This is a genomic window from Arthrobacter sp. M4, from assembly GCF_020251205.1.
Taxonomy (GTDB): Bacteria; Actinomycetota; Actinomycetes; order Actinomycetales; family Micrococcaceae; genus Arthrobacter.
This window is the reverse complement of the sequence record NZ_JAIWYX010000001.1, coordinates 37,460-50,070: the sequence shown is the minus strand read 5'-3', so window position 1 is coordinate 50,070 and position 12,611 is coordinate 37,460. Positions and strand designations below refer to the sequence as shown.

Genomic DNA, 12,611 nt, shown 5'->3' with positions numbered 1-12,611 from the left:
GTAGGGCCGCCCTTGCACTACTGCGGCGGCTGTTCTTCGCGTTGCGCCCTGGCCGCAACCCTGTTGAGTATCCAGGCAAGGCGCGCGGCGGCGTCGTGAGTGCCTGCACTCAGGGCGATCCTCCGGCCGTTGCGACGGTTCACCAGGACGGCAGGTCCACTGCTGACCAACATGGCTGTGGAGCCGCCGTGGTGCCGGAAGCCCCATCCGCCGAAGTCAGCCGCCTTCACGTCGGCCGCCGTCGCCCCGGTTATGTCTGCTGCTGGCACGTCCAGGACCCGCAGGGCTCCGGCAACGAAAACGCGCAGGCCTCGGCGATCGGCCCGGACCCTGGCGAACAGGAACCCCGCTCCGACGGCGGCCACCACCGCCAGAAGGGCGCCCAACCAAGGGAGCGCCACGGCTATCAGTGCCGCAGGAAACAGGGACGCCACGCAGATCATCACAAAGACCGAACTCCGTGCATGCACCCACAGCTTCATTGAATCTTCGGCGAGCAGCGGATCCTCATGAAGGTCGAATTCACGGGCCAGGGCCCTGTCGTCCTCCGGCGTCCAACGGGCATCCGGCTTGAAGGCAAAGGACATAACGACACCGAGGGAAAGCGCCGCGCCGCTGCCCAAGGCGAGGACTGTGGCGTCGACGTGCGAGTCACGCGCGTCCGCGACGCCGGCTTGTCCCACTATGCCGGCCGCCAGCACGGATGTGGTGAAGAGGCTGGTCATCAGGCCCAGTCCCATCATGATCCGCCGCATGATGATCGGCCGGGAGATAGGAACGGCCTGGGCGAACACGACCCAGCCCACGGCCGTGATCAGCAATGCCCCGGCCAGGACATAGATGCCGAACGGAACGAACGCGGTTCCACCTCGCGTATCCCAGGCAATGGCTACGGGTTCGGGAAGGTCGGCTCGCAAAAGCCAGGCACATACAGCGAACGCTGCCGCGAGCAGCAGCGGAAAAGCCACGGCGAAGCGAAGGGCCCGCAGGTCCAGCGAGTCACGAAACCATCCCATGCCTCAACGCTACTCCGGCGCGAGACACCCGGAACCACGTCCTTGCCTTCCACACCCAAACTGAAAGAATGGCTTCACAGTGCCGCCGTCGGCCGGAGCCAGGCGGCGAATCCCCGACCATCTGGAGGCACCAACTTGCCAGGCCTGAACCTGACGCGCGCTGAAGCCAGTGAACGCGCCGCCCTCGTCACCGTTGATTCCTACGAGGTAGCTCTTGACCTCACCAAGGGCGCCGAAGTGTTCGGTTCCACAACGGTGGTCCGGTTTACGGCTGTGGCAGGGTCATCAACGTTCATCGACGCGATCACCAACAAGGTCCATTCAGTGACACTCAATGGCCGTTCCCTGGACCCGGCCGAAGTGTCTGACGGGGTGCGCATCCAACTACCGGCGCTGGAAGACCACAACCAGCTGACAGTGGTTGCCGACGCCCCGTACATGAACACCGGCGAAGGTCTCCACCGGTTCGTGGACCCGGTGGACGGCGAGGTTTACCTTTACACGCAGTTCGAGGTTCCGGACTCCCGGCGGATGTTTGCTGTCTTTGAGCAGCCAGACCTCAAAGCCACGTTCAAGTTCACGGTCACGGCACCGTCGCACTGGGACGTTGTGTCCAACTCCCCCACGCCAGCGCCTGTCGAAACAGAACCGGGGCAGGACGGGGCGGCCCGCTCGGTGTGGGCCTTTGCGCCAACTGCGCGGCTGTCCTCCTACGTGACGGCGCTCATCGCGGGGCCGTACCAGTCGGTCCGGAGCGAAGTCACCAGCGCAGACGGCAGGGTCATCCCGCTGGGCGTCTTTGCCCGGAAGTCCCTTATGCAATACCTGGACGCCGACAACATTTTCACTTTGACCCGGCAGGGCTTTGAATTCTTTGAAAAGCAGTTCGGCTTTGCGTACCCCTTCGAAAAATATGATCAGCTGTTCGTGCCGGAGTTCAACGCCGGTGCGATGGAGAACGCGGGAGCCGTCACCATCCTGGAAGGCTATGTATTCCGGGGTAAGGTCACCGGCGCCCAGGTGGAACGGCGCGCGATCACCGTGCTGCACGAACTGGCCCACATGTGGTTCGGCGACCTCGTAACGATGCGTTGGTGGAACGACCTCTGGCTCAATGAGTCCTTCGCGGAATACATGTCGCACCTGGCCGCTGTGGAGAACACGGAATTCGACCATGCCTGGACTACTTTCGCCTCAGTGGAGAAGTCCTGGGCCTACCGCCAGGATCAACTGCCCACGACGCACCCGATTTTCGCGGAGATCAACGACCTGCGGGACGTCGAAGTGAATTTTGACGGCATCACGTATGCCAAGGGGGCCTCCGTCCTGCGGCAACTCGTCGCCTGGGTTGGCCAGGAAGAATTCATGGCGGGCGTTCGGAAATACTTCGCGAAGCACGCATGGCAGAACACCGAACTCGAGGACCTCATGCAGGAACTGGAGGCTGCCAGCGGCCGTGATTTGGACCACTGGGGCAAGCTCTGGCTGGAGACCAGTGGCGTCAACACACTTGCGCCGGAGATCCACGTTGACGACCACGGCACCATTACGTCCTTGTCGATCGTCCAAACCGCGATCAAAGAACAGCCAACCCTTCGTCCGCACCGCCTGGCGGTGGGGTTCTATAACCTCTCCCCCGGCGGTCGCCTCGAGCGGGTTCACCGCGAGGAACTCGACGTCGACGGCGAACGCACAAACGTTGCCGGTGTGGAAGGAATGCGCCGCCCCGACTTGCTCCTGCTCAACGACGACGACCTTGCCTACGCCAAGGTCCGCCTCGACGAGACTTCCTGGGCCACGGCCAAGGCCCACCTGAAAGACTTTGCCGCGAGTCTGCCGCGCACGCTCGTGTGGGGTTCGGCCTGGGACGCGGCGCGCGACGGCGAAACTCCGGCACGGGAATACGTGCAGCTGATCCTGGCCAACATTGCCGAGGAATCCGACTCCTCCGTCATCCTGGTACAGCTTCGCCAACTCGCCACTACCCTGACCTATTATGTGGCCGAAGCGCACAAAGACGCAGCAATCGTTTCCGCAGCGGACACTCTGTGGCGGCTTGCCAAGGAAGTCGGCCCGGGTTCGGATGCGCAGCTGCAGTTCGTCAAGGCTTTTGCGCTCCACGCCCGCAGCTCTGGACAGTTGGATACCGTGCAAGGCCTGCTGGACGGAAGCCTCATCCTTGACAACCTCACCGTGGACCAGGACCTTCGCTGGGAGCTGCTCCAATCGCTGGTGGTTGGCGGACGTGCCGTGCAGGCAGAGATCGACACGGAACTGGAGCGGGACAACACCTCCAACGGCCAGAATGCCGCTGCTTTGGCTAAAGCGGCCATTCCCACGGCGGAAGCGAAGGAAGCGGCCTGGGAGTCGATCGTCGTCGAGGGCGAACTGTCGAACGCGTTGCAGGCGTCCGCCGTCGCCGGCTTCACCCGCGTTCCCGACACATCGCTGCTGGAGCCGTTTGCTGAGCGCTACTTCAAGGCTGTTCCCGGAATCGTGAAAGACCGCACGCATGCGCTGGCGCAGCAGATCGTCGTCGGCCTCTACCCTGCCCAGCTGACAACCGAGGCGACCGTGGCGCGCACTGACGAGTTCATCAGTGGCCTGGCTGAGGGTGACGCCGCCCTGCGGCGCATGATGCTGGAAAACCGCGACGGCGTTGCGCGCGCCCTGCGGGCAAGGGCGGCCGATGTCTAGGGAAACAGGGCTATGAGCATTGACGAACACCACTACGAATTGACGGTCCGCTGGACCGGTAACAGGGGAACTGGCACGTCCGGTTATAGGGATTATTCCCGGGACCACGACGTCGAGATTCCGGGCCTGCCGGTCCTTAGGGGATCGTCCGATCCAACCTTCCACGGCGATAGGTCCCGCTACAACCCGGAACAGTTGCTTTTGGCGGCACTTTCGCAATGCCACATGCTGTCCTTCCTGCATGTGGCAGTGAAGCGCGGCGTCATCGTCACAGATTATGTGGATTCCGCGACGGGAATGATGCGGCTGAACAGGGACGGCAGCGGGCAGTTCGAGGTGGTGACACTCCGGCCAACTGTCACCCTGGCGAACCCCGCACATCTTGATCTGATGGCGGAAATGCATCATGAAGCCAACAACGTGTGCTTCATTGCACGCAGCGTCAATTTCCCGGTCCACCACGAGCCTGTCACACTGACAGCTTCCCCGTAGCGCCGCCGTCGGAAATGCCCCGCAGGCGGGGTCTGCACGCCTGGCGGGGTCCGCACAACAGGCGGGACCCGCACCGCCGTCGGGGCCCGCACCGCCGTCGGGGCCCGCACCGCCGTCGGGGCCCGCACCGCCGTCGGGGTCTGCGCGCCAGGCGAAGTGTGCGCGCCAGGCGGGGTCCGCACCGCAGGCGGCGGGGAGGTGGCGGTAGCAGCTGCTTGGCTATCGGGCCGCGAGCTCGGCGAGCAACGCAGCCTCCGTCGCCGGACTCATTCCCGCGTTGCGCCGGCGGTTGAGTCCGCGGGCCAATTCGTCGTCGAGTGTTGCCTGGAGCGTGTCCTCCCAAGGACGGAGCTGGAGGCCCAGATTTCGGGCAGCTGCGTTGGACCGGGCGGAGAATCCCTCATGCTGGGGCGGCAGCCACAGCGGGAGCGAGTCCGGACCGGACCAATAACCCACGCCGTGCGCCACCAGCCACCGCTCTGGCGCGGGCCTCACAAACCAGTTGGCGCCTCCAAGGACGCGGCCGCCGTCGGGGTCTTGGGACAGCTGGCGGGCCAGCCGCTCGGAGGCGGCAACGACGTCGGCAAAGGGCACCACGTCGCCCACTGCGTTGTAGGTTCCGGCGATGCCCCGTCCGGCTGCGTCGAGTACCCATGCGGCGACGTCGCGCACATCAATCACCTGAGTGTGCTGATCCGGAACGTCAGGCACCAGGACCTGGGAGTCCGTTTCGCCGGCCGCACTTGAGTGCTGTGATCGGGCGAAGCGCGCCGGCCAGTAGCCATAACGGTCCGTTTCGTCGCCAGGACCGGCGATCAGCCCCGCCCTCACAATGTGCGCCCGGTCACCAACCAACTCGTTGGTTGCGGCCTCGATGGCAACTTTCGCTTCTCCGTATACGTCCGCTGAATACGACGCACCCTCCGGCAGCGCTGCCAAGAGGGCGGCAGACTCGTCCCCGCCCGGAATATCGTGCCTGGCGTACACGGAACAGCTCGACACGAATGTCCAATGGCGGGTGCGTCCCGCCAGCGCTTTGAGCGCTTGTCGCGCCTGAACCGGGTCGCGGGCAACTTCGACGACGGCGTCCCAATCGCCCTCCAGCGCTTCATACGCGTCTGCGTTACCGGAGCGGTCTGCGCGCACCAGGCGTGCTCCCGGGGGAGGCAACCTTGTGCTAGCGCGAGCCAGGCAGGTGACGCTGTGACCGGCTATGACTGATTGGCGGGCAATCTCCGCCGAAAGGAACGCCGTGCCGCCCAAAATGAGGATGCGCATGGCCACACGCTACGGCTATAGGGTTGGAACAGGACAGGTCTGTCCGCGCCCCGCGAACGAACTATTTAGCAGGAGCAAACCCCAACGATGTACAGCAACGCCGCAGCAGTCCAGGAAACATCGACCGATGCCATAGTCAGGGACGTAGCAGCGATCGACTTGGCAGGCATCTTCATCACACTTGGCGTGGGAACCGTAATCTGGTTGATCGCGAGCTTTGCAATTTCCCGAATCACCAAAAGGGTGGCCGCGGGAACCACCTTCTTCAAAAAACCGCACTTCAAGTGGGTGGCACCAGCGCTGAGAGCATTGGATCACGAACGACGGGCCCAAAGGGCGCACACCATTGGATCCTTGCTCAAAAGCGTCGCAACCGTAGCGGTGGTGACGATCTCAATCATTTACATCCTGAGGTATCTCAATGTAGACATCACGCCGCTGTTGACCAGCGTTGGAATCCTCGGTGTGGCGATTGGCTTCGGCGCCCAGCAGCTTATCCGTGACTTCCTGGCCGGGATCTTCATCACTATCGAGGACCAGTACGGCATCGGAGATGTCATAGAGACCAGCGAAGTGGTCGGGATAGTGGAGTCCGTGGGTCTGCGCATCACCCGCGTCCGGGCAGAGGACGGCGCCATCTGGTACTTGCGGAACGGTGAGATCCTTCGCGTCGGAAACAGGTCGCAAGGCAATTATGTCCCGTCGCAACCGGACGTCGATTCCGCAGCAGCCGAGGAGAATTCGTCAAGCGGTGTCCCCTCGACAAGTCGGGCCGCCAGCGTGCCGGCGTCCCCCAAGACCACAGAGCACCCCGACCAGAAGGCGAGTGAATAGCATGACCGAGCAGCCCCCGGGCCATCCCCAGGCTTCAGCGCCGGATCCCGCTGGGAGAACCCCGCTTGCAGGGCGACCCCTCATGCAAAACGATCCGTTCAGCCAGCCGGGTTACACAGACAGCTTTTACGACGCCGTGGGTGGCCACGAAACGTTCGTGAAGCTCATCGATGTCTTCTACGACGGCGTGGCGAAGGATCCATTGCTTCGCCCGATGTACCCGGAAGAGGACCTGGGGCCCGCCAAGCGCCGGTTCCTGATGTTCCTTGAGCAATACTGGGGCGGACCCACAACCTACAGCCAGGAACGTGGCCACCCACGCCTGCGCATGCGGCACATGCCCTTCCGCGTCACGCCCGAGGCAAAGGACCGCTGGCTCTTCCATATGCGTGCTGCCGTGGATTCGTTGGAGCTCCCGCCTTTGCACGAGGGAACGCTGTGGGACTACATGGAGCGCGCTGCCCTCACCATGGTGAACAGCCCATCGGCCGTCCAATAAATCTCTGTCCACCCGCCTAGCCTCCTGTGGGCGCGTCGACGAGTTCGGCAGGCTGGGCGCGGCTCGGGCAGGCTCGGCGAACAGCTAAGCCGAGAGGCCCAGCCCGGCTCCGGTGCGGACAAGGACGTGGCCCCGGACCCCGCTTACACGGAACCACCGACCGTTGCGAAAAAGCGCTTGTTCGCCTTCGCCCAGGAACCCGAGGGCGTAGGCTGCGAACGCGGCGCCCGCGGGAATTCCGGCAGCCGTTGCAAGGCCACGGCCCCACACTGCAGCCCGAGTGTTGTTCACCATCAGTGTTCCAGGCCGGTCTGGGACCGTGCGTGCCACTTCGGCGATGCCGGCGTCGGCGGCTTCCTTCAGCTCGGCGTCACTTACCGTCCCCAAGGGTTCCCAGCCAGTTCGAGGAGCGCTGACGCCTGTCCACGACTCTGACACGGTGGTCGGCGGGACCGGAAGTTCCACGTCTTCGGCGCCGGCACGTGCAAGCCGATCAAGGACGGATGACAGCGACACCGTGACATCCAGTTGGGCTGGCTCGGCGAGGGCCATGGTGCGCAAACCGAGGATGGTGGGCGTGGATTCCCCCAAGAGTCGCGGCCGCAGCACGCAAACGTAAGCCGCGAGTACCTGTCCTGCAGCCTGGAGCCGAATGGCGCCGTCATCGATCGACTTAGCGCGTGTAGCGTACGTTCGAAGGTCGGCCAGGTCACGAGGATCGGCGAACCGGAGGGATTGGGTCAACACGTCGGTCACACGATTGACTCTACCGGCACGGCATCGGTTGAGCGCTGTTCGGGCCGCAGTCTAGAGTCAGACCATGACTGACACCACGGCCGACGTCGACCGCGAGGCGAAACAGGACCCTACAACCACCCTCATCGATTTGCTGGACCTGGGACAGCTCGAAGGTGCCAGGACCGATGAAGACATCTTCCTCGGGCCATCACAAAAGCAGCCCAGGCAGCGCGTTTTTGGTGGCCAGGTGCTTGCGCAATCCTTGGTGGCTGCCATGCGGACCGTGGACAGCGAACGGACTGTGCATTCGATGCACGGCTACTTCCTTCGTCCTGGCGACGCCGACAAGCCGATCACGTTCGGGGTACAACGGCTGAGGGACGGCCGGTCATTCTCTGCTCGACGCGTCCACGCCTACCAGGACGGCATTCCCATCCTGTCGATGATCGCGTCCTACCAAACAGCGGACAACGGCGTTGAGCATCAGTCGGCCATGCCTGAGGGTGTTCCCGACCCCGAGACGCTGCCCAGCACAGCAGACCTTCTGAGTCGCTTCGACCATCCAGTTGCGAGGCACCTGGCGTTTGAACGGCCTTTCGACATTCGGCACATCGATCCCGCCATCTACGTCTCCGCAGACAAACGCCATGAGGCAAGCAACGCCGTCTGGATGAAAACTTTTGGCCCCATGCCAGATGACGACAATCTGCATCGCGCGGCCCTCGCCTACGCTAGCGACTACACCCTCCTGGAGTCAGTGCTCCGCAACCATGGGTTGAGCTGGATGACTCCTGGCATGAGCGTTGCCAGCCTGGACCACGCGATGTGGTGGCACCGTCCCGTGCGAGTCGATGAATGGCTGCTGTACGTTCAGGAATCCCCCTCCGCCCAAGGAGCCCGTGGGCTGGCTATGGGCAGGATCTTCAACCGGGATGGGGTCCATGTGGCTTCCGTGGCCCAAGAAGGCATGGTCCGGATGCCTGAGGGCGGAGCAAGCGGGGCTGCCCGGTCAGGTCCCATGGAGGGAACCCCTGCCTAGACGGATCGAAACGCGACTGAACCGAATGCCGCAGCAATAAGGGAGCCGGATCCCGATGGATCCGGCTCCCTTATTGCTGCCATTGCAACGAACGGTCTCTAGTCGCGCGTCAGGCGACGATGGGTGACGCGGTGAGGCTTCGCCGCTTCAGGCCCAAGACGTTCGACCTTGTTCTCCTCGTACGACTCGAAGTTGCCCTCGAACCAGTACCACTTGGACGGGTTTTCGTCGTCGCCTTCGTAAGCCAGGATGTGGGTTGCCACGCGGTCCAGGAACCAGCGGTCGTGCGACACAACAACGGCGCAGCCAGGAAACTCGAGCAGGGCATTCTCAAGGCTGCTGAGCGTTTCAACATCGAGGTCGTTGGTCGGCTCGTCAAGCAGGAGCAGATTTCCACCCTGCTTGAGCGTCAGCGCCAGGTTCAGGCGGTTGCGCTCACCGCCGGACAGCACACCGGCCTTCTTCTGCTGGTCCGGGCCCTTGAATCCGAACGCGGAAACGTAGGCGCGGGAAGGCATTTCGACCTGACCAACCTGAATGTGGTCAAGTCCGTCCGACACGACTTCCCAAAGGGTCTTGTTGGGGTCGATGCCACCACGCGACTGGTCAACGTAGGAGATCTTGACCGACTCACCGATCTTCAGATCTCCGCCGTCCAACTGCTCAAGCCCAACGATTGTCTTGAACAGGGTGGACTTGCCGACGCCGTTGGGACCGATAACTCCGACGATACCGTTGCGGGGCAGCGAGAAGGAGAGGTCCTCAATGAGGATACGGTCATCGAAGCCCTTCTTGAGGTCGGTGGCCTCAATGACCAGGCTGCCCAGGCGCGGTCCCGGCGGGATCTGGATCTCTTCGAAGTCCAGCTTCCGAGTACGCTCGGCCTCGGCAACCATCTCCTCGTACCGCGCCAGGCGGGCCTTCGACTTGGTCTGCCGGCCCTTGGCGTTGGAGCGGACCCATTCGAGTTCCTCGGACAAGCGCTTTGCCAGCTTGGCATCCTTCTTGCCTTGGACCTCGAGGCGTGCACGCTTCTTCTCCAGGTACGTGGAGTAGTTCCCCTCGTACGGGTAGAGGTGGCCGCGGTCCACCTCGGCGATCCATTCCGCCACGTGGTCCAGGAAGTACCGGTCGTGGGTCACCGCAAGGACGGCTCCGGGGTACTTGGCGAGGTGCTGCTCCAGCCACAGAACGCTTTCGGCATCCAGGTGGTTGGTGGGTTCGTCGAGCAGGAGAAGGTCGGGCTTCTGAAGAAGGAGCTTGCAGAGGGCCACACGGCGACGCTCACCGCCGGAAAGCACCGTGACATCGGATTCCGGCGGTGGGCAGCGCAGGGCGTCCATTGCCTGCTCCAGCTGGGAGTCGATGTCCCACGCGTCAGCGGCGTCGATGGCTTCCTGGAGTTTGCCCATCTCGTCCAGCAGCGAATCATAGTCCGCATCCGGGTTGGCCATCTCCTCGGAGATCTCGTTGAAACGCTGGATCTTGCCGTAGATCTCGCCAACGCCTTCCTGGACGTTGCCCAGAACGGTCTTCTCCTCGTTCAGCGGGGGCTCCTGGAGCAGGATTCCCACGGTGTAGCCGGGGCTGAGGCGCGCCTCGCCGTTGGATGGCGTGTCGAGTCCGGCCATGATCTTGAGAATCGTGGATTTGCCGGCGCCGTTGGGGCCAACAACGCCGATTTTGGCGCCCGGGAAGAACGACATGCTGACGTCGTCCAAGATAAGTTTGTCACCAACGGCCTTGCGGGCCTTGGTCATGGTGTAAATGAATTCCGGCATGGTTCCAAATCTAGTGGTTTGGGCCGGATATCTCACATTTCTCGCCGGTTGGGAGGCTATCGGGAATCCCCGACGAAGCACTTCCCGCTAGACAGGACGGGCAGGACCACAATGGACACTCTTCCTTCGCGGATCTGACCTACTACGCAGTCGTTTCCGCTTTTGGCGGCAGCTTCAATGGCATCTACATCCAGCCCGGTCGGCGTGCGGCTCACGGAAACCTCGAGGTCCTGGGCCGGGATGCCCGCTGCCGCCAAGGCTCCGCGCAGTTTCTCCTGGTCTGGCACCGATGTTCCCGCGACCGAGGCCCTAAGCGTGGCATCCATGGTGGCCTGCAGCCGAGCCGTAGCTGTGGCGGGGCTCGGTGCGGTGCTGGCGGACGCCGCGGGGCCGGTTGGCGTCGGCGAAGGTGTTGCTGAAGCCGTTGCCGTCGTTGTTGAAGTTGAGGGGCCTTGGGATGTCCGACCACCGTCCGCCTGGCATCCAACAATGCCAAACAGCCCGACTACGGCCAGCGCACACACTGCACCGGGCCTCCCCCAAGCGCCGAAGGCCTCCCGTCGTTGCCCGAATGCCGGTGCGCCACCGGAAAAACCTTCAAGAACAAGTGCGCCCGGCTCTGTGGCCTGCGATTCGTCGCTCGTCACCGTGCCATTCTGTCATGGCCCGGGCGCCCCCACGCCGCACGTCCGGGAAGGGCGTTGCGACCCGGGGCGGCGCCGCTCAACTGTAGTTTCCCACGCCAGTTTCCAACGCCGCCGCCCTTGTTGCCCATCCAACATCTGAACGGCTTTCAAGCGGCTGCGGGTTCCAAATCTTCGGATTCGAGCACCTCGCCTGTGCCAGGGTCAACGAAGAGTGCGCTTCCATCGGCTCCCTCAGTCAGGACCCCATCGGTGTCCTCGCCAGGCGTCCCTTCGTGGTCGACATCCGACGGGTCCTCAGCAGCAGGCCAGGGAGCCTGTTCTCCCAAAGCCTGCGCGCCGGACAGGGCCTGCGCCCCTTGCGACTGCGGGCTCTGGGGTGAGGAACTGGAGGTGCTTCGTGTGAAGTTCGCTGAACCCCACATCAAGTCATGGCCAACAGACTCGGCATCGATTTCCGCCACATGGTAGAACTTCCCCTCGTGCTCCCACGTGCGAAGCTTGAGCTTGCCCACCACGATGACCCGCTGCCCCTTCTTGACGCTGCAGCCAATGTGGCCCGCCAACTGACGGAACGATTGGACCGTAAACCAGTTGGTGTTTCCGTCAACCCATGTGTTGCTGGCCCTGTCGAAACGTCGATCTGTTGAGCCCAGCCTGAATGATGCCGTTGAGACTCCTCCGGGTGTAGTGCTGCTCTTGATCTCCGAGGCGACAAAGCCGCGAATTGTGATGGTGTCACTCATAGTGGTGTCCTTCCGTGTGGTGGTTCGCCTGTCTGGTAGAACCAGCTTCACGGACCTTTCACAACGGACGGGAGGACCATGGCGCCGTATGTGGATAGCCAGAGATAATCCTGCCCTGTGGAGGGGAAGTCGAAGTCGTCGGCCCCGCTGTCAAAGAGCTTTGTGGCGGCCTTGGGCACTGTAGACTTTCATAGTCGCAAGCCACTAAAGGCACAGCGCCTGCCTCGGTAGCTCAGAGGATAGAGCAGGAGCCTTCTAATCTCTTGGTCGGGGGTTCGATTCCCTCCCGGGGCGCTTTTTTTGGGGTGTGGCGGGACATCCTCCGATGTTTCACCACACCCCTTAGCGGCTTTCCACGAACTCCTTGAGGTTGCCCAATACCAGGCGCCACGTTTTCTCGGACTCCACCACTTCGGATTCGCTGCTGTTGTTGGCTTGGGTGATCGTCACGGCGGAGCCTGCGTCGGCCTCCGCCACGCGGTATTCCACAACGTGGTAGTTCTCCGGTTCGTCCGGCTTCCCACCACTTGGACTGTAGTGCGTGTACCGCAGAAGCCCCGGTGGCTCAGAAGCCAAAATCACCCCATGATCCTGATAGCTCTTTCCCTGCCATTCGCCTGAGAAGGTGATAGGGCTGCCAACTTCCCACGTTGACGCGACCGTTGTACCCAAGAAGTACTGCTTGACCAGTTCCGGCGTCGTCAGGGCCTCCCAAACCTCCTGCCGGGGCGCGTTGACGACAATTGACGCGACGGCGTCGGCTGCTTTCTCTGCCATGGCGGGCCTCCTCGCTCGTCTGCCAACCGTACGCCCCTGGCGCAATGCCCGCCACAGCGCCCGCCACTGT

At 63.1% G+C, this 12,611-nt stretch carries 12 protein-coding genes and 1 tRNA gene; 6 read left to right on the top strand and 7 right to left on the bottom strand.

Annotated elements, in window-relative coordinates; genetic code table 11:
* Positions 1–17: 17 nt before the first annotated feature.
* Positions 18–1,016: a hypothetical protein gene (locus LD110_RS00265; protein WP_225495472.1), complete on the bottom strand. Its 999-nt coding sequence runs from the start codon at positions 1,014–1,016 to the stop codon at positions 18–20.
* A gap of 135 nt (positions 1,017–1,151) precedes the next feature.
* Here LD110_RS00265 and pepN point away from each other — a divergent pair, with 135 nt between their 5' ends.
* The gene (pepN, locus tag LD110_RS00260; protein ID WP_225495470.1) at positions 1,152–3,713 is read left to right on the top strand and encodes an aminopeptidase N; all 2,562 of its coding nucleotides are present in this window, start codon (positions 1,152–1,154) and stop codon (positions 3,711–3,713) included.
* A 12-nt stretch (positions 3,714–3,725) separates the two neighbouring features.
* Positions 3,726–4,205: an OsmC family protein gene (locus LD110_RS00255; RefSeq protein ID WP_225495467.1), complete on the top strand. Its 480-nt coding sequence runs from the start codon at positions 3,726–3,728 to the stop codon at positions 4,203–4,205.
* A gap of 219 nt (positions 4,206–4,424) precedes the next feature.
* Here LD110_RS00255 and LD110_RS00250 read toward each other — a convergent pair whose 3' ends face one another.
* Positions 4,425–5,483, bottom strand: a complete 1,059-nt coding sequence (locus tag LD110_RS00250; RefSeq protein WP_225495465.1) for an NAD-dependent epimerase/dehydratase family protein — start codon at positions 5,481–5,483, stop codon at positions 4,425–4,427.
* A gap of 87 nt (positions 5,484–5,570) precedes the next feature.
* Here LD110_RS00250 and LD110_RS00245 point away from each other — a divergent pair, with 87 nt between their 5' ends.
* A complete protein-coding gene (locus LD110_RS00245) occupies positions 5,571–6,317 on the top strand; it encodes a mechanosensitive ion channel family protein (protein ID WP_225495464.1) in 747 nt (248 codons plus the stop codon).
* 82 nt (positions 6,318–6,399) lie between these two features.
* A complete protein-coding gene (locus LD110_RS00240) occupies positions 6,400–6,816 on the top strand; it encodes a globin (RefSeq protein WP_225496385.1) in 417 nt (138 codons plus the stop codon).
* Positions 6,817–6,900: 84 nt separating this feature from the next.
* Here LD110_RS00240 and LD110_RS00235 read toward each other — a convergent pair whose 3' ends face one another.
* Positions 6,901–7,572 carry a hypothetical protein gene (locus LD110_RS00235; protein ID WP_225495463.1) on the bottom strand — a complete coding sequence of 224 codons (672 nt, stop codon included), beginning with the start codon at positions 7,570–7,572 and terminating at the stop codon, positions 6,901–6,903.
* Positions 7,573–7,636: 64 nt separating this feature from the next.
* On the opposite strand from LD110_RS00235, the gene tesB reads away from it, so the two are divergent.
* Positions 7,637–8,593, top strand: coding sequence for an acyl-CoA thioesterase II (gene tesB, locus LD110_RS00230; RefSeq protein ID WP_225495462.1), 957 nt, complete (start codon positions 7,637–7,639; stop codon positions 8,591–8,593).
* A gap of 98 nt (positions 8,594–8,691) precedes the next feature.
* Here tesB and ettA read toward each other — a convergent pair whose 3' ends face one another.
* The 3 genes from ettA to LD110_RS00215 all read right to left on the bottom strand — a co-directional run bounded on the left by ettA (position 8,692) and on the right by LD110_RS00215 (position 11,764).
* Entirely contained in the window at positions 8,692–10,374 is a 1,683-nt protein-coding gene (gene ettA / locus LD110_RS00225) for an energy-dependent translational throttle protein EttA (RefSeq protein ID WP_225495461.1), read from the bottom strand.
* Between the two features lie 56 nt (positions 10,375–10,430).
* Positions 10,431–11,021, bottom strand: coding sequence for a hypothetical protein (locus LD110_RS00220; protein WP_225495460.1), 591 nt, complete (start codon positions 11,019–11,021; stop codon positions 10,431–10,433).
* Between the two features lie 146 nt (positions 11,022–11,167).
* Positions 11,168–11,764 (bottom strand): single-stranded DNA-binding protein, encoded by a 597-nt coding sequence (locus tag LD110_RS00215; RefSeq protein ID WP_225495458.1) that lies wholly within the window; start codon positions 11,762–11,764, stop codon positions 11,168–11,170.
* A 221-nt stretch (positions 11,765–11,985) separates the two neighbouring features.
* Here LD110_RS00215 and LD110_RS00210 point away from each other — a divergent pair.
* Positions 11,986–12,058 (top strand) — tRNA-Arg (locus LD110_RS00210).
* Positions 12,059–12,106: 48 nt separating this feature from the next.
* Here LD110_RS00210 and LD110_RS00205 read toward each other — a convergent pair.
* The gene (locus LD110_RS00205) at positions 12,107–12,541 is read right to left on the bottom strand and encodes an SRPBCC domain-containing protein (RefSeq protein ID WP_225495457.1); all 435 of its coding nucleotides are present in this window, start codon (positions 12,539–12,541) and stop codon (positions 12,107–12,109) included.
* Between the last annotated feature and the right edge of the window lie 70 nt (positions 12,542–12,611).